This window comes from Brevundimonas sp. AVps7, from assembly GCF_058681545.1.
The window spans coordinates 1,097,240-1,117,933 of record NZ_CM178742.1; the positions used below are offsets into that span (position 1 = coordinate 1,097,240).

At 65.3% G+C, this 20,694-nt stretch carries 16 protein-coding genes; 8 read left to right on the forward strand and 8 right to left on the reverse strand.

All coding sequences use genetic code 11. The annotated features are described in order from the left end of the window. The first annotated feature begins 53 nt into the window (after positions 1-53). On the forward strand, positions 54-1,907 hold the full coding sequence (locus tag ACW17Y_RS05385; RefSeq protein ID WP_492037747.1) for an AMP-binding protein: 1,854 nt from the start codon (positions 54-56) through the stop codon (positions 1,905-1,907). A 467-nt stretch (positions 1,908-2,374) separates the two neighbouring features. On the opposite strand, the gene ACW17Y_RS05390 is transcribed toward ACW17Y_RS05385, so the two are convergent. The 6 genes from ACW17Y_RS05390 to ACW17Y_RS05415 form a co-directional block, all read right to left on the reverse strand. After that, the gene (locus tag ACW17Y_RS05390; RefSeq protein WP_492037748.1) at positions 2,375-2,908 is read right to left on the reverse strand and encodes an ROK family protein; all 534 of its coding nucleotides are present in this window, start codon (positions 2,906-2,908) and stop codon (positions 2,375-2,377) included. Between the two features lie 71 nt (positions 2,909-2,979). After that, positions 2,980-3,687, reverse strand: a complete 708-nt coding sequence (locus ACW17Y_RS05395) for an IS6 family transposase (protein ID WP_492037749.1) — start codon at positions 3,685-3,687, stop codon at positions 2,980-2,982. Positions 3,688-3,801: 114 nt separating this feature from the next. Further along, entirely contained in the window at positions 3,802-4,764 is a 963-nt protein-coding gene (locus tag ACW17Y_RS05400) for a glutathione S-transferase family protein (protein ID WP_492037750.1), read from the reverse strand. An 8-nt stretch (positions 4,765-4,772) separates the two neighbouring features. Further along, entirely contained in the window at positions 4,773-5,597 is an 825-nt protein-coding gene (locus tag ACW17Y_RS05405; RefSeq protein WP_492037751.1) for an alpha/beta hydrolase, read from the reverse strand. A 148-nt stretch (positions 5,598-5,745) separates the two neighbouring features. Then, entirely contained in the window at positions 5,746-6,603 is an 858-nt protein-coding gene (locus ACW17Y_RS05410) for an alpha/beta hydrolase (protein WP_492037752.1), read from the reverse strand. Positions 6,604-6,654: 51 nt separating this feature from the next. After that, the gene (locus ACW17Y_RS05415) at positions 6,655-8,142 is read right to left on the reverse strand and encodes an amidohydrolase family protein (RefSeq protein ID WP_492037753.1); all 1,488 of its coding nucleotides are present in this window, start codon (positions 8,140-8,142) and stop codon (positions 6,655-6,657) included. Positions 8,143-8,344: 202 nt separating this feature from the next. On the opposite strand from ACW17Y_RS05415, the gene ACW17Y_RS05420 reads away from it, so the two are divergent. From ACW17Y_RS05420 to ACW17Y_RS05435, 4 genes are all read left to right on the forward strand, one after another. After that, positions 8,345-10,723: a TonB-dependent receptor gene (locus tag ACW17Y_RS05420; RefSeq protein ID WP_492037754.1), complete on the forward strand. Its 2,379-nt coding sequence runs from the start codon at positions 8,345-8,347 to the stop codon at positions 10,721-10,723. A gap of 24 nt (positions 10,724-10,747) precedes the next feature. After that, positions 10,748-11,326 (forward strand): VOC family protein, encoded by a 579-nt coding sequence (locus ACW17Y_RS05425; RefSeq protein WP_492037755.1) that lies wholly within the window; start codon positions 10,748-10,750, stop codon positions 11,324-11,326. 227 nt (positions 11,327-11,553) lie between these two features. Next, positions 11,554-12,204 carry a glutathione S-transferase family protein gene (locus ACW17Y_RS05430; RefSeq protein WP_492037756.1) on the forward strand — a complete coding sequence of 217 codons (651 nt, stop codon included), beginning with the start codon at positions 11,554-11,556 and terminating at the stop codon, positions 12,202-12,204. Positions 12,205-12,212: 8 nt separating this feature from the next. Then, positions 12,213-13,586 (forward strand): MFS transporter, encoded by a 1,374-nt coding sequence (locus ACW17Y_RS05435; RefSeq protein ID WP_492037757.1) that lies wholly within the window; start codon positions 12,213-12,215, stop codon positions 13,584-13,586. Here the strand turns inward: ACW17Y_RS05435 and ACW17Y_RS05440 are convergent. Both ACW17Y_RS05440 and ACW17Y_RS05445 read right to left on the reverse strand, forming a co-directional pair. Further along, a complete protein-coding gene (locus tag ACW17Y_RS05440; protein ID WP_492037758.1) occupies positions 13,559-14,434 on the reverse strand; it encodes a MarR family winged helix-turn-helix transcriptional regulator in 876 nt (291 codons plus the stop codon). The two genes, ACW17Y_RS05435 and ACW17Y_RS05440, sit on opposite strands and share 28 nt — an antisense overlap. 18 nt (positions 14,435-14,452) lie before the next feature. Beyond that, positions 14,453-15,544: an iron-containing alcohol dehydrogenase gene (locus ACW17Y_RS05445; RefSeq protein ID WP_492037759.1), complete on the reverse strand. Its 1,092-nt coding sequence runs from the start codon at positions 15,542-15,544 to the stop codon at positions 14,453-14,455. A gap of 92 nt (positions 15,545-15,636) precedes the next feature. Here ACW17Y_RS05445 and ACW17Y_RS05450 point away from each other — a divergent pair, with 92 nt between their 5' ends. The 3 genes from ACW17Y_RS05450 to ACW17Y_RS05460 are packed head-to-tail and all read left to right on the forward strand — an operon-like array spanning position 15,637 to position 20,688. Then, entirely contained in the window at positions 15,637-17,097 is a 1,461-nt protein-coding gene (locus ACW17Y_RS05450) for an aldehyde dehydrogenase family protein (RefSeq protein WP_492037760.1), read from the forward strand. Positions 17,098-17,110: 13 nt separating this feature from the next. Beyond that, on the forward strand, positions 17,111-19,444 hold the full coding sequence (locus ACW17Y_RS05455) for a thiamine pyrophosphate-binding protein (RefSeq protein ID WP_492037761.1): 2,334 nt from the start codon (positions 17,111-17,113) through the stop codon (positions 19,442-19,444). Beyond that, the gene (locus ACW17Y_RS05460; RefSeq protein WP_492037762.1) at positions 19,441-20,688 is read left to right on the forward strand and encodes a 2-oxo acid dehydrogenase subunit E2; all 1,248 of its coding nucleotides are present in this window, start codon (positions 19,441-19,443) and stop codon (positions 20,686-20,688) included. The genes ACW17Y_RS05455 and ACW17Y_RS05460 overlap by 4 nt, the downstream gene beginning before the upstream one ends. Positions 20,689-20,694: the final 6 nt, after the last annotated feature.

Below are 20,694 nucleotides of genomic sequence, written 5' to 3' on the forward strand. Positions count from 1 at the left end.
CTGTTCGATAAATCTCGATTTGCAAGTGACTGTGGCAGGCTTAGTGTCGGCTGATGACCGACACGCTTTCCACCATCGACCTGACCGCCGCCCCCTGTCGTTCGGTGCGGTTCGGAGAGGTGGGGGTGGAGATCGAACGCCGCCCGGACGGCGTGATCATCGTCTCGGGCAAGGCGCCGCTGAAACCCTACAACCCCAACCTCGCCGGCGCTTTCTGGCGTCATGCCGACGCCACGCCGGACAAGCTGTGGCTGGCGCGACGCGAGGGGCCGCGACGGGACTGGACGCGGCTGACCTATGGCGAGGGCAGGGCGCGTGTCGCCTCGGTCGCCGCCTGGCTGATGAACCGCGCAGTGACGGCGGAGCGACCGATCCTCGTCCTGTCGGAGAATTCGCTCAACCACGCCGTCCTCCTGTTCGCGGGCATGGTGGCGGGCGTTCCGGTCACCTCCGTCAGCGTCAACTATTCGCTTCTGTCCACCGACTTCGAGCGGCTGCGTCACGTCGTCGATCTGATCAAACCCGGGCTGATCTTCGCCGAACAGGGCGCGCCGTTCGCCGCCGCCATCGCGGCCGTGGCGCCCGCCGACGCCATCATTCTCGCCGCCGCGCCCGGCCTTCCCGGCTCCATCGACTGGTCAGAGGCTGTCGGCTTCCCCGCGCCTGATCTGTCGGCCCACGTCGCCGTCCTCGATCCGACGAAGCCCGCCCGCTACCTGCTGACCTCCGGCTCGACCGGACGTCCCAAGGCGGTGATCCACACCATGGCGATGGCGACGGGCAATACCCATTCCGGCTTTCAGGCCATGGGCGACGCCTTCGCCTGGGACCGGCAGGCGCTCGACTGGCTGCCGTGGAGCCACATCGCCGGGTCGTCGCTGATGACCAACATCACCTGCCTGGGCGGAGCCCTCTATATCGACGACGGGCGGCCCATGCCGGGCAGGTTCGACGAGACCATCCGGAACCTGAAGGAGATTCCGCTCCGCTACTACGGCACCATGCCGAACGGCTACGCCATGCTGGCCGATGCGCTGGAGGCGGATGACGACTTCGCCCGGCGGTTCTTCGGCGAACTACGCGCCATGCTGTTCGGCGGCGCCGGCCTGCCCCAGGCCTTGCACGACCGGCTGCAACGCATCGCGGTCCGCGCCACGGGCCAGAGGTTTGTCTTCGTCTCCGGCTACGGCTCGACCGAGACCGGTTCGGCGATCAGCTACACCTGGTGGGAGGATACCCGGGTCGGCATAGGCCTGCCGGTGTCGGGCGCATCGTTCAAACTGGTCCCCTGCGACGAGGTCTATGAGGTGCGGGTCAAGGCGCCCTCGGCCACGCCCGGCTATTTCGCCGATCCGGACCAGACCGCCGTCGTCTTCGACGAGGAGGGCTATCTCCGTATGGAAGACCTCGCCGACTTCCACGACCGCGACCGGCCCGAAGGCGGGATGTTTTTCGCCGGCCGCCGCGCCGAACAGTTCAAGCTGCTAAACGGCACCTTCGTGACCGCCGGCCGTCTGCGCGATTCGCTGCTGGGTCGTCTCGCCGGGATCGTCCGCGAGGTCGTCATCTGCGGCGACGGAGAGGCCGAGATTGCCGTCCTGGCGTGGGGCGATCCGGAAGGGGTGCGGCGACTGACGGGCGGGACGGACACCAATGACCCCATCATCCGCGCCGCCGTCGCCGAGGCACTGGCCTCGCACAACCGTGACAACCCCGGCCAGTCCAGTCGCATCGCTCGCCTGCTGTTCCTGACAGACGCTCCGGATCCGGAGGCGCACGAGGTTTCCGACAAGGGCTCGATAAACCGCCGTATGGTTCTAAGGCGGCGAGCCGACGCCATTGCATCCCTCTTTACAAACGGGCTCGGGTGTATTGCGCCGGCGGAGGTGCTGTCAGCCCGACGCTGACCTGCGTCATCAATGAGAGTTCGGGGAGAACCCGGGGCCTGTGCGGCAAGAGGCTACTGTCAGGCGGGTGCTGTCAGGCGAACGATAAAATGTCTCCGGTATTTGTGGCGTACGCCACTGACGGGGGCTCATATTTCGTGAAGTCGATTTCGTTAAAGCGCTACCGGTGCCCGCCAGACCTCATCCGCCACACCGTCTGGAACGCGGGATCGACGTCAGCAGGTCCTCCCCGTTCCGCAGAGACAGCGGGTACCTCACGTACATCATGACCACCGTCCGGATGACCACTGGCGAGCTGTCGAAGTAACGGAACGGGTTGGTGGAGCGGGCCATAGGGCAACGTCAGGCGCCGTCTTGGCAGCAGGCAATCGGTTTGGGCTGACAGGGCCCCGGCCGCGGTTGCCTGAATCGAGACGGGTAGGGGGCTTTTCAGCCGACTGAAGTTTCGCCAACAGCGCCGCCCAAAGCTAGAGAAAGTAAGCCGGTTGCAGCGCTAGCATTGCCGCGCCCAGGGCGACGGCGTCTCCCGGTGCTTCAGCGGGGAGGATTGCGGGCAAGGGGCGAGGTCTGCCCCGTCGCTCGGTGCCGGCGATTGTCATTCGCTCGGCGAGGCGCAGCGCGAGCGAATGGGGAATTCTGCCGCCGAGAACCACGGCTTCGCAGTCGATTACGGCCGAGGCTGCCGTCGCCGCGACGCTGAAGGCCGGGCCGGCCTCGGCCAGCCAGGCCTCCACGCCTGAACTCATGACGTCGAGATCGATGAGCATGTCGGAAACGGTCGCGAACCTGGTACCATGCTCTGCCATCAGACGCCTCAGACGCTCCAGGTTCGGATGCGCAATGCCCATGGCCTGCCAGACGGCGGCGAACTCGCCGGCATTCCCGAAAGCGCCACGGCAGGGCGAGCCGTCGATAACGATCCCGCCACCGAAGCCGTTGGTGATCTGGAAATAGGCAAACGACCGGTGCCGCCGTCCGACACCCAGCAGGCCCTCGCCCATACAGGCGAGGTGCTGTCAGTCCAACGCTAACTCGTCTCCACTTCGAGGAGTCCGGGCAGGGGGCGTCAAGCCTATGCGGCGAGCGTCTGCCACTCAGCCAGGGCGGCCGAGCGTTGGGCCTTGTATGTCTCTCTGCTGATGAGGTGGCGGTCCTGATTGAAGTGGTTGTGGAAGGCGGCATGCACTGAGCTGAACTTCTGCAGCGTCTTCATCTGCCGGAAGCGGAGCATGGCCCGCTCTCGTCGTCGGAAGGGCAGGTGGGAGTTCTCGACCCTGTTGTTGGCCCAGCGCCCAATCTCCTGTTTGGCGGTGTTGCCGAGGTCCTTCATGGCGGCCTTGTAGGACCGCAGACCGTCAGTCGTGATCGCCTTCGCGCGGCCATGACGCTTCATCAGCTTCTTCATGAAGGTCAGGGCCGCAGCCTTGTCCCTGGTCTTGCTGGCAAAGGATTCCAGCACCTCGCCTTCGTGGTCGACGGCGCGCCAGAGGTAGTGCATCTCGCCGTTGATCTTCACGTAGACCTCGTCGAGGTGCCATCGCCAGTGAGTGAAGGCGCGCATCCGCTGGACGCGCTTCCTCCGGATCTCCGCGGCGAACATCGGGCCGAAGCGGTTCCACCAGAGCCGCACCGTCTCGTAGCAGATATCAATGCCGCGCTCGGCCAGCAGGTCCTCCACATTCCGGAGCGACAGCGGGTACTTCACGTACATCATCACCACCGTCCGGATCACCTCTGGCGAGCTGCCGAAATAGCGGAACGGGTTTGAGGCGCGAGCCATATGGCCACGCTAGGAGCGAGGTCGGCGGGGGGTAATCCGTTTGGGCTGACAGAACCCCCAAGTTAAGTTGACAGCGCCAACTGGCCACGCACGCCGAAAAACTGCTGCTGATGCTTAGAAGGATGCGCCGGCCCAATTGATAACTGCCGACCGTATCGCCGGTATGGTTGGGACGGCGGCGAAGAAGTGCTCGACGTGCGGTAGACGGGCTTCTTCCCAGTGGTTCGCGATGCCGGTGTTTTTCATTCGCAGAAGTTCGATCGCCCAAAAAAGATCGGCCATCGTCAACCGGTCGCCAAAGAGCCAGGTCCCGTCACGCCGTTTAAGCGCTTCTTCGAGACCATCCAGAGCAGATTTGGCGCGCCCGTACGCGGAGCGCATCGCATCGTCTGAAAACAGGTGTTCGGCGGCTGAGAGCTCTTTCGCCCGTTTTGCCGTGTAGGCCCGCACCAAGGCTTCATCAGCCGAGTGTTCGCCAAGGGCGCGATCGCACCAGGCTACTTTCTTCATCGAGAAGCTCCCACCGATCCCGTCTCGGGTATCGCCACTCTCGTTTTCGCCGGGCGTGCGGCCCATTAGCAGCTGGTAGTTTGGCAGGCCGTCGATGATCCGCAGGTGGTCATCGATCTCGGATGCCAAGGCGGGTGGTCGGAGACAGCGATCGGGCCCGACTTGCGCGTCTAGGTGTAGGCAAATCAATCTTGAATCGACCAGGACTGCGTGCTCCTCCCAGTCGATCAGGGTCGGAACAACCGCGCCGTCGCAGCCGCCTGCACTCGCCGAAGTGTCGCCCGAGTGGTGGGACGCTAATGGACCGCCGAGCCTGTCGCAGCCCATCATACGCAGACGGACGTAGTCGGGCAGGTAGGTCTGCCCCACGAACAGGTTGACCGGGTGGCTGGCGTAGCTGAGCCCATGGTAGGCGAGCACGCAGCGTACCTTCTGCGAGCAGATCGAGTTCGCGGCGTGAAACAGTTCGAAGCGCGGACGGCCGGATCCGATAGGCCCGACGATGTCGCCAGCGCTGTCTAAAGCTATGCTGGCCCCCTCAACGGCCGTCTGCAGGTCAGAGGACATGGGAGCGACTAGGCCCGGGCCTCGGCATCAAGCATGAACTGCTCGAGAACTGTGTTGAACGTGTCCGAACTGACGTCTTGGACCATGTGGTTCGAAGCAGTCACCACCTGGTAGCGGCCCTTCGTGAAGCGGGCCACGACCTCGCCGACGCGGTCGAAGAACGGAGTCCAGCCGCCGCTGACGACCAGCACGGGCACGCCCTTGGCTGAGAGTGTTTCGGCAGCCATCCGCATTGTCTCGGGAGAGGCCATTTTAGATTGCAGAACGGCACACCCCACGCGGGATGCCAGCGCGCTGTCAGCCTGCAGGCCCGCTACCCGAGACAGAACTTCCGGGTCATTGGCAGGCCCGAGAACCGACTTGGCGAAGCCGATCGCGTAGTCTGCCGGGGTGGCGGATTGCATCATTAGACCTGCGAGGCGTCCGGCGATCGCCTGCATCTCCGGGTCGGCCCGGAGCGCGGGGTCGGTCATCACGATGGGGAACAGAGACGGTTCGATCAGAGTCAGGGAGCGGACCGCCTTCGGTCGGCGCGCCGCAGCGAGGAGGGCCTCGGCCGCGCCCCAGCTATGGCCGACCAGGTGAGCGCCGTCGCCGAGCATGTCGGCGATCCATTCGGCGTCCGCTTCCATATCATCGACGCCGCGCGAAGGGCTGTCGCCGAAGCCGGGGCGCTCGACCATCTTCAGGCGCCAGCCTCGATCGGCCAGAATCCGCTGCTTGTCGAAGGTCGCCGGTCCGCCGCCCAGTCCGCCCTGAACGCCTCCGTGCACGATCAGCACGGTCGGACCGTTGGCTCCGAGTTCGATCACATTGATCGGCTTGTCGGCCAATTCGGCGGCCGTCAGAGGCGCGGGCGCGGGAGGGCATTGCGCCAGCAGCGCGGCCTTTCGCTGACCGACAGCTGCCATCATCGCGGCGGGATCAGGAGCACTCATCGGATCTCATTCCAGTTCGCATGTTAGCTGTAAACTCGGGTCGTTAGCGACCTTGAGCCTCGACGGCGCATTGCAGCGCGAACCCGAGCTGCTGAAGCTGCAATCCGGCGCCGACCGAATGGAGATCCATGCAATGCCCGGTGTTCGGCACCAGTGCCGCATCAACGCGGGGCGAGGTCGTGAAGCGCCAGGCGAAGGCTTCGATCTCGCTCTTGTCCACGACCCACAGCTGATCGTGCTCAGCTTGACGGTAGTGAACAGGCACCTTGATCTTGGCGCAAACCGCAGCCGCCTGCTTCTGCCAGCCACCGACGATGTCCACGAGTTCGGCCTTGGGGACGGGAGCGCCCGCAGGGTGGCTCGCCGCGGGCATGGCGGACGAGAAGCTGCCCGGCTTGCCGAACATCAGCTGATCCTTGACCGGCCCCGGCATCTCCACCGTCGGAAGGTCCGGCAGGGAGTTCCACATGTCCGAGTGGGCTCCCGGCGTGCGCACGCCGATGCCGGAGACCGCGACGCCGATCACCGGCAGTTTGCCTGGGTCGCTCGCCACACCGAGCGCGATGGCGGCGCCGATCGAATGTCCGATCAAGACGATCCCGGTGGCGTCGCCCTTATGATCGTTCCAGACCTTGACCAGCGCCTCGCGCAGTGCGGCCGCCTGACCCAGGATGGTCATGTCGGACGTGAAGGGCGTGGCGCCATAGCCGTACCGATCGATCGCGATCGCCACGATGCCGTTCCGGCCGGCCCGGTCGAGAAGCGAATGGTCCGGAATGTCAAAATAGGTGGAGGTGTAGGTGCCGCCGTGGATGGCGATCACAAGCGGACGCGGACCCTCGATCCTCTCCGCCGAGGACACCCGTCCACTGAAAATACCGAACTGGCCTGTCTGGCTCATGATTTGTCCTCCCCGTTTATTGTCGTTGTCGTCGATGCCCTCGAAAGGGTTCTATTCGAGCGCAGCGGCTGCTCGTGCCTCAATGGCGTCGAGGTCCGCGCGATCGTAGTAGCGGCCCCCACGGACCACACCCGCGACTCGGTGCAGGTTGGCGACGTTCGCTGTCGGATCACCATCCAGCAAGACGAGATCCGCGATCCGGCCGGCCTCGACAGTCCCCATGGTCGCCTCGCGATGCAGGAAGGTCGCGGGGTCGATCGTGGTCATCTGAAGGATGCGCAGAGGCTCGACACCCGCACGCGCAAGCAGGTCGAACTCGTGGTGGAGGGAGCGTCCGGGAACGATCCAGCCGCCACCGACGTCGGTGCCGGCGAGCATCTTCACGCCTTCCTCGTCGAACAGGGCGGTCAGACGAAGTTGCGCCTCGAACAGGTTGCTCAGGATCTGGCGCTGCTCGGCCGTCAGCCGCGTATCGAACTCGGCGCCGACCTCGCTCCACAACGCGCGGGAGGCGGCGGGCACGTACTGGAGATCCGGATTGTCGCGCAGGGTAGGGGTGTTGCCCAACTCCATGGCTTCGAGGCGCGTCAGGGTCGGGGTCATCCAGGTGTCGCTGGCGGCGACGTCGGCGGCGAACGCCTGGCATTTGGCGGCGTCATAGGTCGCAAGCACGCGGCCGATGACCGCGAAGGCCGGCGGCGGGGTGACCAGCATCGGATTGACCAGCATCCGGCGAACCTGCTCGGGCCCGGCGCCGAAGTTGGCGCCGCCAGGAGGGACCATGGCCAGGATCGATCTGATCGCGACCTCATCGCTGGAACAGTTCAACAGGACACTGATGCCGGGGCCGAGGTGTTCGATCGACGCCATGCCAAGTCGCATCGCCTCGCGTTCATTGACGCTGAGCGGCAGGTGGCCTGCGAAGGGCAGGTTGCTGGCATGGGCCGCTTCGGCCGCCGCGGCGAAGGCGGCCGGCGGCAGATCGACGACCTTGATGAAGTCCGCGCCCTCGGCGGCCTGTTTCTCGACCTCGGCTGCCGCTGCCGCAGGATCGGAGAAGGCGGCGCCGGTCAGGATGGCTCCCGGCATCGCCAGAAGCGCGGGCGAGTCCTCTGGCAGCAGCGATCGACCCGCCGCGCGCGCAGCCAACAGCGGCGACGCTCCCGCCATTTGCCGGAAGCCGGTGATCCCGCTCGCCAGCATCAGCGGCAGGTCGGTCGCGGCGCTTTCCGAGACGAGGCTGTGGGCGTGCATGTCGTTGAAGCCAGGCGCGACGAACCGACCGTGGCCGTCGATCCGGCGAGCCGGCCTTGCGACCTCGACGGAGCCGGCCGGTACGATACGGGCGATCTGGCCGTCGGCGATCACGATCGCCTGGTTCGAGGTCAGGTGTCCGGTGCGTACGTCCACGATCGTGACGCCGTCGATCACGAGCCCTTCGCGAACAGTCTCGGCGTTCGTCGGCGACGCGACCCCGAACGTCACCGCCATCGCCGTGACGAGCCAACCGAGCCGTCTTCCTGTCGTACGCGCCGCCATGCTGATGTTCCCTCAGACTACCCGGTCTGAATAGCGCCGCTGCCCTGCCGCTGTACGACACCACCTTGCGCCAAGTGATGCCGGAACCGCATCACGACATCGCTTTCGTCATCGTCCCGATAGCCGTTCGGACGCCTAAAGCCGAACCTAAGCGGCGGCCCGCAGCAAAGGGACCGTCGAGGAAACTTTAGGGGGATCTCACATGCGCATTGCCACCTGGCTTGTCTCAACAGCGATAGCAGCCTGCCTGCCGACGGCAGCGCATGCCCAGAACGCGAACGCCGATGACCAGACGGCGACGCTGGACGAGATCATCGTCACGGCCCAGCGGCGGGCGGAGAGCTCGCAACGCGCGGCGGTCGCGGTCGATGTCGTGAGCGGCTCGGAGTTGCTGGCGGCGGGCGTCACCCAGGCGGATCGCCTGAACGAGCAGGTTCCCGCGCTGACGATCCAGCCCACGAGCACGGGCAACCTCGTCTTCATCCGGGGCGTCGGAAACTTCACCCTGACGCCCAACAGCGATCCCGCGACGGCCTTCAACTACGACGGCGTCTACGTCGGTCGTCCTACGGGTTCCAACGGTGTCTTCTTCGACCTCGAGCGCGTCGAGGTGCTGAAGGGGCCGCAGGGCACGCTCTATGGGCGGAACGCAACGGGCGGCGCCATCAACATCATTCCAGCCCAGCCCCGCCTCGGCGAGCAGTCGGGCTATGCCAGCGTCTCCTACGGCGACTACAATGCCCTGACCGCCGAGGGCGCCGTGAACGTGCCGATCGGATCCGAAGCCGCCGTTCGCTTGTCGGCGAGCCGCGCCAGCCACGATGGTTATCTCAGCGACGGCACCACGGACCAAGACGATTATTCGTTCCGCGCCCAGTTGAAGGCCGAGCTTTCGCCCGACCTGACGGTTCGTGTCGCGGCCGACTACGCGGACATCGGCGGCGTGGGCACGAGCGTCAGCTATATCGGCAACTACCTCTTCAATCCCATCGCCAACGGCTACGCCTTCGTCAGAACCACCACGGGCCTAGACGAGGGCATCTTCACGGCCGCGAGCCAGACCTTCCGCCAGACCGTGCCCGCCGGACCTGCTGGGCGGCGGTTGACGCCGCTCGATATATACCCGTTCCAGAACAGCCAGTTCTACGGCGTAAATGCGCAGATAGATTGGGATGTCAGCATCGGGACGATCACGATCGTACCGGCATGGCGTCGCGGCGACGAAGACTACCTCTCGTCGGCCGGCGGGTTCGCTTATCGCCAGAGGCAGGAGAACGAGCAGGTCAGCCTTGAGGCGCGACTGACAGGAAATCGCGTGGGGATCGTCGACTATGTCGTCGGCGTTTTCCTCTACGATGAGAGCCTGAAGGTTAAGACCGCGCTCAGCCTGGCCGCCGCCGCCAACTTCCTCGACAACGAGTACGAGACCAAATCCTTCGCCCCGTTCGGCCGGGTGACGCTGAACCTCTCGGACCGGCTGCGCCTCGTCGGCGCCGCGCGCTACACCGAGGACGATAAGCAGTTCACCGGAACGACGATCGGTAACACCATCGTCTGCACGGCGCGCATCAACAATGTGCCGACGTGCCCCAACACCCCGCTGTTCCCCTTCTTCGATGACATTTCGCAGAGCCCGATCCCGCTTCCCGGGCCCAACGCCGTGCGCCCGATCATCGTCAATGGCGTGCCCACCGGCGCGATCATCTCGCGCGCCGACCGCTTCGACAACGGCAGCCAGAAGAGCGATCGCGTCACGTATCGCGGTGCGATCGAGTTCGATGCCGGACCGGCCTCGCTGCTCTACGCCAGCGTGGAGACGGGCTATCGGTCGGGTGGTTTCAATCCGGCGACCGGGTTCGAAACGTACGAGCCCGAGTACATCACGGCCTATACGTTCGGCTCGAAAAACCGGTTCTTCGACAACCGGGCGCAACTGAATGTCGAAGCCTTCTGGTGGGAATATGAGAACCAGCAGGTGTCGGCGGTTCGTAACGACCTGGACGGCCGTACGGCCAACATCACCCAGAACATCGACAGCTCGCGTATTCGCGGTGTCGAGGTCGAAGGTCGTTTTCTGGTCACCGAGAACACCCTGCTCAGCACCGACATCCAGTACCTGGACGCGGACAATGGCGAGTTCATCTACCAGCAGGCCAACACCGGAACGCCGCCGCTCGTCGGATGCAGCTATACGCTGAACGCGGCGACCAACATCTATAATGTCGATTGCTCGAACTTCCCTTCGTACAACTCGCCGAAGTGGACGCTGAATTTCGGGGCGCAGCACACCATCCCGATCGGCGACTACGAACTGGTGGCCCAGGCTGACACCCAGTACCGGACCAGCCGCTATGTCGGCTTCGCCTACCTGCCGGAACAGAGGCTGGAGGAGGTCTGGCGCAGCAATTTGCAGATCCGGTTCGGCCCGTCAGACGACCGCTGGTCGATCTCTGCCTTCGTCCGAAACATCGAGGACAACCGCACCGTCGCCTATTCCGCGACCACTCCGCTCGCCAACGCACTCGTCGCCGGCACGCTCGCGCCCCGCACCTTCGGCGTCCGCGGATCCATGAACTTCTAGGAAATGACTGGCGGAGACACACCCATGACCGAGCCCGTCGAGACCGGAATCAAGTCGCCCGTAAAACTTGCGCACGTGGTGTTCCGGACGTCGCGCTTCGCCGAGATGGTCGCTTGGTACAAGGCGGTGCTGAACGCGAAGCCGGCGTTCGAGAGCGACGACATCGCATTCCTTGCTTACGACGACGAGCACCACCGGATCGCGTTCATCCATGTCCCGGGCTTGGCGGAACAACCGGCAGGGCAGGCGGGCGTCCACCACGTCGCCTTCACCTACGACAGCCTGGATACGCTGCTCGACAACTACGATCGTCTCCTGGCGATGGGGGTAAGGCCCAGCTGGCCAGTCAACCACGGGCCGACGACGTCGCTCTACTACACCGACCCAGACGGCAATCAACTCGAGTTCCAGATCGACAACTATGACTCGGTCGAGGAAGCGGGTGAGTTCTTCTTCACCGATGCGTTCGCCATGAACCCGATCGGGGTGGATTTCGACCCCGCTGCGTTGCGCCGACGGCTGCAAGCCGGCGAGGAACAGAGTGGCTTGAAACGCCGCCCTCCGAGCGGTCCGCGTGGTGTGGAGACGATCCCGATCCGCTGAAGGATTCGACGAGCCCTGCCGTAAGCAGGAGGCGATGCGGGGAAGGCATCAACCCTGACTAATCTATGTCTAATCCGATAGCGGTTTGGCCTCAAATCGTACCCTCGCGACGGCGTCTGACGACAGCACCACGGCGAATGCTCGCGAGACGCGCGCCAAGCAGAACCCACTACATGGCGGAAGCTCCTCAAAGGCGCCCGGCGTGAATTAGTAAAGGCGAACTTCAGATGACCAGCCCGCACCTCACGCTGTGCCATTTTCCAGGAGCCTGCTCCCGGGTCAGTCTGTGCGCGCTGGAAATGGCCGAGCTTCCCTACGAACTGAAGCTGGTCAACGTCGCCAAGGGCGAACAGGGCGGTGCAGACTACAAGGCGATCTCGGCGCTCGGGAAGGTGCCTGCCCTCGTCGTCGATGGCGAGCCGCTGCTGGAGAACAGCGCGATCATCACCTTCGCGCACGCGCTTCGACCGAATGCCGGGATTTTTCCCCGCGACCCCAATCCCCGTATGCAGGCCGAGGCCATCGGAGGGCTGTCGTTCTGTGGCGGCACCTTGCATCCAGTGGTGCGCGGCGTTTTCAACCCGCAGCGGATCACCACGGGCGACGGCGAGCCCGTGCGCGAGAGATCGCGCGAGCTTGCGGGCAAGGCCTTTGCCTATGCCGAGGCTCGCATCGCTGAGCGTGGCTGGTGGCTCGGCGAGGTGTCCATCGTCGATGTGTATCTGGACTGGGCGTTCTGGGTCGTTCGCAAAGGCCCCTTCGACGCCGAGCCATATCCGCACCTGATCGCGATGTCGGAACGCCTTCGTTCCGGACTTCCTGCCTATGGACGCATGCTGGACGAAGAGCTCCGATCGAGCGCTGAGCTCGGGCTGTGAGCAACTCGTTGGACATTAACACCATTGTCGATGAACAGCGGATCGGGCGCGCCAGCGTCGTTCTGGTACTGGTGGCGACCCTGGTTCTGATCAGCGACGGGTTCGATCTCGCCGCCATGGGCTACATCGCCCCTGAACTGGCCAAGCAATGGGGACTGACGCCCGGCGCGTTCGTGCCGGCCTTCTCGGCGGGTATCATCGGCATGATGATCGGCGGGCCTTTGCTGGGGTTCTTGGGCGACCGCTTCGGTCGAAGAATGCTGATCGTCTGGGGGCTCGTCGCGATCGGTGTCTTCACTCTCCTGACGATCTTCGTTCGAGCGCCGTCGGATCTCGTCGCGCTGCGGTTTCTGACAGGCATTGGCCTGGGGGGCGTGATCCCCAATGTCGGTGCGCTCGTCGCCGAACTGAGCCCCAAGCGCGTGCGCGGTCGCATGCTTGTTATCGTCACCCTGGGCGTGCCGATCGGCATCGCACTCCCGGGACTTGTAGCCGCAACCTTGGTGCCCCAGTTCGGCTGGGAGGCGATCCTGGTTGTCGGCGGACTACTTCCGATCGCAGTCGCCCTCGTCAGCCTCGTCGCGATGCCAGAGAGCCTGAAGTTCTTGGTGGCGCGTGGAAATCGGGAAGCGAGGGTCAATCACCTCGTCAAGACGCTGCGCCCGGATCTCGTCGTCGATGCAAGTACGCGTTTTGTGCTTCCCGCAGCCGGCGTCATTCAGCGCGGATCCTTCCGCTCGCTGTTTTCGGGGGACTTCGCCACCGTCACGCCGCTGTTGTGGGTCTGTCAGGCCGCCAATCAGATGGCCAACTTCTTCGCCCTGACCTGGCTTCCGACACTGCTCCAGGCGGGAGGGGCCAGCACGGCCCATGCAGGAGCCAACGCATCTCTGTTTTCTCTCGGCGGCCTATTGAGCGGCCTGATGCTGATCTTCGTGCTCGATCGAGTCGGGATCATCCCCGTCGTACTGCTGTTCCTCGTAGGCGCGCCCCTGGTGGCGAGCATGGCGATGACGGACCTGTCGCCCGAACTGCATGCCGCAGTAATCCTCGGCGCCGGCGTCTGTGTGACCGGCGTCCAGATCGGATTGACGGCGCTGCTCGGCATCTTCTATCCGACGCCCATCCGGTCATCCGGCGTGGGTTGGACCCAGGCTGCGGGTCGTGTGGGCGCGCTCGCGGCGCCTCTGGCGGGTGGTGTTCTGCTCAGCCTCAACGTTCCCATCGAAACCCTGCCGCTCGCACCTGCGGCCCTCATGGTGGTGGGCACCTTGGCGTGCACGGTCTTGGCATGGCGGTGCGTCAAGCGGTTCAACACCTGGCGTCCGGCGGAGTTTCTGCAAGCGGCCTCGTCTCACCCCACGGGCGGCGCGGACAGGTAGCTCGCCAACGCCGCCTTCAGAACCTGCATGTCTTCTTCTCCAGCTTTCGCGGCGAAGTTGGATTCGGCCTTCTCCACGCCCCGACGCATTTCTTCGAGCATCGCCAGCCCTGCGTAGCTGAAGTGGATGGTCTTGGCGCGTCGGTCAGACAAGTCCGGCTCGCGCTCAACCAGACCGAGCTGTTCCGCACGCTCTACGAGGTCCCGCATCGACTGCTTTGTAATGCGGGCGGCAGCCGCGACGTCGGTTAGCCTGGACCCATGAAGCTCAAGCGTCCGAAACAGGGAGATCAGTGCCTCGCTGACCTCCAGATAGCCATGCCGATGAACCTCGCTCAGCACGTCCCGGGCAAACCGTCCTGAGGCCGACGAGAGCTGCCGCTCGAGCCCGCCGGCGCCCGTGGCTCTCGGCGCCAGAGCGGACAGCGCTTGGTCGATCCGATCACCTTGGGCCGGATCGAGCGCGGCCACAAACGCGCGTTCGGCCTCCGCCATGGCGCGAACGACCGTATCGGCGAGATCGCGCCCCCGCGAGGTTGGTCTAACGATCTTGGCCCGCCGATCTTCGGGATCCGGCAAGCGTTCGACCAGTCCGCTCGCCTCGGCGCGGTCGATCAGTTCGATCATGCTTTGCTTGGTCAGGTCCGCGTGGGCGGCGAGGGCGGTCAGCCGGGCGCCGTCAGGGTCGAGGTGCTGGAACAGGGCGAGCTGGGCGTCGGTCAGGTCCGGGTAGCCCGCGGCGTGAACGACCGCGACCTTGTGCGCGATGCTGCGGCCCGTCGCGGCGAAGAGCAGATGACCGAGATTGGTCCGGCGCCAGGACGCCGTCTGTACAGAGGGTGTCGTCAAAGGCGGCCGCCGACCGGTCTAGGATGCCATCGCCGACAGCAGATTTCTGTATTCGGCCCGCGTCGGCGCATAGGGGCTGGTCCGGTTGAAATGGCTCTGAGCCATCTCGTCGGCCAGTCGCTCGACGTCGTCAATGCGATAGCCTGCCTCAGCCAAGGTGGCAGGCAGGCCGATGGAGGCGATAAGCCCCTGGAGCGCGTCCGCCAGATCCGTGTGCGCCGACAGGTTCAGAACGTGATTGAGGCGATCGATTTTCTCGGGAACGTGGGGGGTCAGCAGTCGCACCGTGTGGGGCAGGGCGACCCCGATCAGCGTGCCGTGATGCACGTCCTGATCGGCGCAGGCGAGGGCGACCGCGTGGGCCGGACCCAAGCCTTTGTGGATCGCCGCGCCGCCCGCGAAGGCCGCCGCCATGAGGGAGGCCCGCGCCTCCGCGTCGAGGCCAATGGCGGCGTGAAGGTCCCGGAACACCCGGGCCGCACCGTCCAGCGCGAGCGCATCCACGATCGGATTGGTCGGCTCGGCGAGAAGCCCCTCAATGCAGTGAGACAGGGCGTCGATAGCGGTCGCGGCGATCAGCCGCTGTGGAAGCGTCCTGGCCAGATCTGGGTCGCAGATTGCGGTTCGAGGGACGAGCAGCGGATGGCGTGTGCCGATCCCCGGTCCGCCGGCGACCAGATGCAAGGCCGCCACCGGCGAGCTCTCGCTGCCGGTGCCAATCGTCGTAGGCAGAGCGATCAGCGGCGAGACATCTGTAATCGCGTCAGGCCGCCCTATCACCTCGCGAGCATGCTCAAGACTCGACCCGACCATCGCCGAAACGATCTTGGCGGTGTCCAGAACCGACCCGCCTCCCAAGGCGACGATGCCGTCGCAGCGGGCGTGGCGATAAACCTCGGCGCCGCCGTCAGCGCCGGCCGCCGTGGGGTTTTCGGGAACGTCGAGGAAGCGAATCCCAACGTCCAATCCTTCGAAGAGACCGGCGCGTTCGATACCGCGATCGGTCACCAGCAGTGGCCGTCTAACACCAAGGTTGGCCAACTCAGTGGGGAGCTGCGTCAAAGATCCGGCCCCGAAAATAAGACGCGGAAGCTGCAAGGCGGGGCCCATCGTATCGCTCCTGCGATTGCCAAGCTGGCGCGCTCAAGTTAGTAAGGTAGCCGAACTGTGTCTAGTCGAGGCGGAAATTTATGGCGGAGCCAATGGCGATCGGGCGGACGACGCACTTCATCGACGGGCAATGGGCGGAGCCGGGCGGCCGGACCTTCCCAGATCGCAACCCCTTCAACGACGCGCTCGTCGCAGACATCGCCGCTGGAGGGCGGGCCGAGGCCGAGGCCGCAGTGGCGGCGGCGGCGCGCGCCTTCCCCGCCTGGGCCGAGACGGGTCCGGGAGAGCGGCAGCGACTGTTCCTGAAAGCGGCGGACATCGTCGAGCGCCGTCTGGCGGACGCTGTTCGACTGATGGCGGTGGAGGGCGGCGCGAGCCGCGCCTTTGCGGCCTTCCAGGTCAAGCTCTCGGCGGCGATGCTGCGACAGGCGGCCGGGTGGGGCTATTTGCCCTACGGTGAGATGATCCGCAGCGACGTGCCCGGACGTACGGCGACCGTGACGCGCAAGCCGCTGGGTGTGGTGGCCGGCTTCACGCCGTGGAATGGGGCCTTCTACCTGACCTGGCGCACCTTCCTGCTGCCGATGGCGTTCGGCAACACGACGGTGATCAAGCCTTCTGAAGAGGCGCCGATGTCTGCCGGCCTGTTCCATGCCGAGGTGCTCGAGGAGGCGGGCTTTCCGGCCGGCAGCTTCAACGTCGTCACCCATGCGCCGGGCGAGGCGGCCGCGATCGCCGACGTCTTTTTCGAGAACCCAGCTGTCCGCTGCATCAACTTCACCGGCTCCGACCGCACCGCCCGGATTCTTGGAGCGCGGGCCGGGCAAACCCTTAAGCGGATGGTCCTGGAGCTCGGCGGGTTCAACCCAATGATCGTGATGGAGGACGCCGACCAGACCGAGGCCGTGAACGCGCTCGTCTTCGGCGCCTTTCTCCATCAGGGCCAAGTCTGCATGAACACGCGAAAGGCCTATGTCGCGCGCTCGATCCACGACGAGTTCGTCGAGAAGGTCGCCGCCAAGGTCCGGACGCTGAAGAGCGGCGATCCCGTCGATCCATCCGTCATCATCGGTCCCCTGATCAATGACCGCGCCGTGAAGGACATCGCCGAGCGAGTCGATGACGCCGTGCGGCAGGGTGCGACACTGGTGACGGGGGGCAGGGCCGAAGGTCGCATCTACGAGCCGACCATTCTCACCCATGTGCCGAAACACGCGAGCTGCACCACGGGGGCGACCGAGACCTTTGGCCCTCTGTTGGTAATCGAGGCCTTCGACGATCCGGAGGCCGCACTGACCTCCGCCCAGGCAACGCCCTATGGTCTTAGCGCGTCGATCATGACCCGCGATCATACCCGCGCGCTCGATATGGCAGCACGGTTCGACACCGGCATCGTCCACATCAATGCGCCGACGATGGCGAGCGAAGCGGCCCTGCCGGTCGGCGGCGTGAAGGACAGCGGCTGGGGCCGGTCCGGCTATTTCGCGATCGAGGACTTCACCGAGCATCGACTGACGACCATCAGTCACCGCCCCGGCGCCTACCCCTTCTGATGGAGAATCCTGCTTGACCCCCGCGTCTACGGTCGCCTCGCTGGAGGCGCTCGATCAACGGCTGCGTTGGCTGTCGTCCTGGACCATCCACAACGCCAACCACGTGCGCGAGAGCCGTGACGGTCTGAAGGTCGGCGGGCATCAGGCGTCCTGCGCCTCGATGACGGCGATCATGGCCGTCCTCTGGTTCCACGCGCTCAAACCCAACGACAAGGTGGCGGTCAAGCCGCATGCCGGCCCGGTGCTGCACGCCATCCAGTATCTGCTGGGCGAGCAGACGCTCGACCAGCTCCAGCGCTTCCGGGGCTTCGGCGGCGCGCAGAGCTATCCCAGCCGGACCAAGGACAAGATCCCCGTCGATTTCTCGACCGGGTCGGTCGGGTTGGGGGTGGCGATCACAGCGTTCGCGAGCCTCGTGCAGGACTATCTGATCGCCCATGGCCAACTGGCCGAGGCGGACGCCGGGCGGATGGTGGCGCTTATGGGCGACGCCGAACTCGATGAAGGCAACATCTATGAGTGCCTGATCGAGGGCTACAAACACGACATCCGGAACTGCTGGTGGATCGTCGATTACAATCGTCAATCGCTGGACCACACCACTGCCGACCGGATGTTCAACCGGTTCGACGACATCTTCCGCACCTGCGGTTGGCGGGTCCTGACGTTGAAGCACGGCAAGGCGCAGTTGGCGGCGTTCGCAAAGCCGGGCGGCGAGACGCTGCGGGCTTGGATCGACGCCTGCCCCAACGTCGACTACGCCGCCCTGACGTTCCAGGGCGGAGCGGCCTGGCGTACGCGACTGCTCGCCGACATCGGGACGGAGGCGAGCGTCTCTGCCTTGCTCGACACCTATGACGACGACGGCCTCGGCGCCCTGATGACCAATCTGGGCGGTCACTGCGTCGAGACCTTGATGGAGGCTTTCGACAAAGCGGCGGACGAAACGCCCACGCTGTTCATCGCCTACACGATCAAAGGGTTCGGCCTGCCCTTCGCCGGACACAAGGACAATCACGCGGGCCTGATGAATCCGCGCCAGATGGAAACCCTGCGCGACGGCTTCGGCATCGCAGAAGGCGACGAATGGGAGCCCTACGGCGGCCTGGGCGACAACGCGACCGCGTCTTTGCGCGCGTTCGTTGAGACCTCGCCGCTCGCCGTCAGGAAGCCGGAGCCGGACGCTGAACGCATCGCCGTTCCTGCGGATATCAGCGTCGCTTCAACGGGAGACCAGTCGACCCAGGCGACGTTCGGGCGCATCCTGCTGGAGCTCGCCAAGTCCGGCCACCCGCTCGCGGACCGTATCGTGACCACGTCGCCCGACGTGACGGTATCGACCAACCTCGGCGCCTTCGTGAACCAGCGGGGACTCTTCCGCCGAAGCGAGCTGTCGGATGTGTTTCACGCGGCCAAGATTCCTTCGCCGCAGAAGTGGGCAAGGCATGACGCCGGTCAGCACATCGAACTGGGCATCGCGGAGAACAACCTGTTCCTGATGCTGGCCGCGCTCGGATTGTCGGGCCCGTTGTTTGGGACAAGGCTGATCCCGATCGGGACCGTCTACGACCCCTTCATCGCACGCGGCCTCGATGCGCTGAACTACGGCTGCTACCAGGATGCGCGGTTCCTCCTGGTCGCCACGCCGTCGGGACTGACGCTCGGTCCGGAAGGCGGCGCCCACCAATCGATCAACTCGCCGCTGATCGGGATCGGCCAGCCCGGCCTGACCTATTTCGAGCCGGCCTTCGCCGACGAGCTGGCGGTCATCATGCAGTGGGCGTTCGAGCACCTGCAGGCCCGCGACGGCGGCTCGGTCTATCTGCGACTGACCACCCGGGCCATCGCCCAGATCGAGCGGCCGGGCGGGGATTGGCGGGCGGATGCGCTCAAGGGCGGATACTGGCTGAAGCCACCGGGCGAGCACGCCGATTTCGCCATTGTCTTCACCGGCGCCGTAGCTCCCGAGGTTCTCGAGGCCTGGGAAGCCCTGGTCGACGATCTTCCCGGCGTCGGCCTGCTTAATGTCACCTCCGCCGATCTGCTTCACCGGGGATGGTCGGCCTCCCAGGCGCAGCGGTGGAAGGGCGAGGCCCTGGAGCCCAGCCACGTCGAGGCCCTGCTCGCGCGGCTGCCTGCCGATACCGGTCTCGTCACAGTGGTCGACGGTTCTCCGTCCACCCTGTCCTGGATCGGCGGCGTCCGCGGCATGCGCGTCAGCCCCCTCGGCGTCGATCGCTTCGGTCAGACGGGCGATCTGCTCGACCTCTACAGCGCCTACCGGCTCGACGCGGAGGCGATCCTGGACGCCGTCGCCGAACTGCATCTGAGGAATGACGCCCGATGACCATCGCCATCACGATGCCGGCCTTGTCGCCGACGATGGAGGAGGGGGCGCTCGCCCGCTGGCTGGTGCAGGCCGGCGACCGCGTCAAGGCGGGCGACGTCCTGGCGGAAATCGAGACCGACAAGGCCTCCATGGAATTCGAGGCCGCGGATCCCGGCGTCATCGCGCGGATCGAGGTTCCGGAGGGAACCGAGGGCGTGAAGGTCGGCGCGGTCATCGCCTATCTCGCCGAGGAGGGCGAAGACGCGCCCACTGTCGCGAGCGAGTCGCTCAAGCCCGCCGCGGCCGAACCGCTGCCGGTCGCGCCGGTCGCTCCCGCCTCGGTCGTCCGCTCCAATCCTACGGTCAAGGTTAGCCCGCTCGCCCGACGCCTCGCCGCCCAACGGGGGATCGACCTGGCCTCGCTGAACGGGACGGGCCCGCGCGGCAGGATCGTGCGATCCGATATCGAGGGTTCTCGCAGCGCCATGCTTGCGCAGGCAACCGCACCCGTAGGCCCGGCACGACCGCAGTTGGCCTCGCCCATCCCAATGCCGGCGTGGGCATTGGACATTCCCCATGAGGCAGCCAAGCTTTCCAACGTCCGCAAGACGATCGCTCGACGTCTCACAGAATCGAAGCAGCAGATCCCTCACATCTATCTGACGGTAGATGTGCGCCTCGACGCGCTGCTGGAACTGCGCGCCCAGTTGAACGCGTCGCTGAAGCCACGCGGGATCAAGCTCTCGGTCAACGATCTGATGGTCAAGGCGCAGGCCCTGGCCTTGATGCGTGCGCCGTCCTGCAACGTCATGTTCGCTCCTGATCAGTTGATCAGCTTCCACAGGGTCGACATCTCTGTCGCCGTCTCGACGCCGACGGGTCTGATCACGCCGGTGATCAAAGGGGCGGACTCGAAGGCGCTCTCGGTCATTTCGGCTGAGATCAGCGAGCTCGCGTCGCGCGCCCGCGAGAACAAGCTGCGGCCGGAAGAATACCAGGGCGGCACGGCCTCGATCAGCAACATGGGCATGTACGGGATCAAGCAGTTCGAGGCGATCATCAACCCACCCCAGGCGATGATCCTCGCCGTGGGCGCCGGCGAGCGGCGGCCCTACGTCATGCCCGATGATACTTTGGGGGTGGCAACCGTGATGTCCGCGACCGGCAGCTTCGATCACCGTGCGATCGACGGCGCGGACGGCGCAGCGTTCATGTCCGCCTTCAAGGACTTGGTCGAGGATCCGTTCGCCCTTCTGGTCTAGCTGAAC

Coding starts and splice junctions, on each gene's coding strand:
- ACW17Y_RS05385 (WP_492037747.1), top strand. CDS start 54: ATGACCGACACGCTTTCCACCATCGACCTGACCGCCGCCCCCTGTCGT.
- ACW17Y_RS05390 (WP_492037748.1), bottom strand. CDS start 2,908: ATGGGCGAGGGCCTGCTGGGTGTCGGACGGCGGCACCGGTCGTTTGCC.
- ACW17Y_RS05395 (WP_492037749.1), bottom strand. CDS start 3,687: ATGGCTCGCGCCTCAAACCCGTTCCGCTATTTCGGCAGCTCGCCAGAG.
- ACW17Y_RS05400 (WP_492037750.1), bottom strand. CDS start 4,764: ATGTCCTCTGACCTGCAGACGGCCGTTGAGGGGGCCAGCATAGCTTTA.
- ACW17Y_RS05410 (WP_492037752.1), bottom strand. CDS start 6,603: ATGAGCCAGACAGGCCAGTTCGGTATTTTCAGTGGACGGGTGTCCTCG.
- ACW17Y_RS05415 (WP_492037753.1), bottom strand. CDS start 8,142: ATGGCGGCGCGTACGACAGGAAGACGGCTCGGTTGGCTCGTCACGGCG.
- ACW17Y_RS05420 (WP_492037754.1), top strand. CDS start 8,345: ATGCGCATTGCCACCTGGCTTGTCTCAACAGCGATAGCAGCCTGCCTG.
- ACW17Y_RS05425 (WP_492037755.1), top strand. CDS start 10,748: ATGACCGAGCCCGTCGAGACCGGAATCAAGTCGCCCGTAAAACTTGCG.
- ACW17Y_RS05430 (WP_492037756.1), top strand. CDS start 11,554: ATGACCAGCCCGCACCTCACGCTGTGCCATTTTCCAGGAGCCTGCTCC.
- ACW17Y_RS05445 (WP_492037759.1), bottom strand. CDS start 15,544: ATGGGCCCCGCCTTGCAGCTTCCGCGTCTTATTTTCGGGGCCGGATCT.
- ACW17Y_RS05450 (WP_492037760.1), top strand. CDS start 15,637: ATGGCGATCGGGCGGACGACGCACTTCATCGACGGGCAATGGGCGGAG.
- ACW17Y_RS05460 (WP_492037762.1), top strand. CDS start 19,441: ATGACCATCGCCATCACGATGCCGGCCTTGTCGCCGACGATGGAGGAG.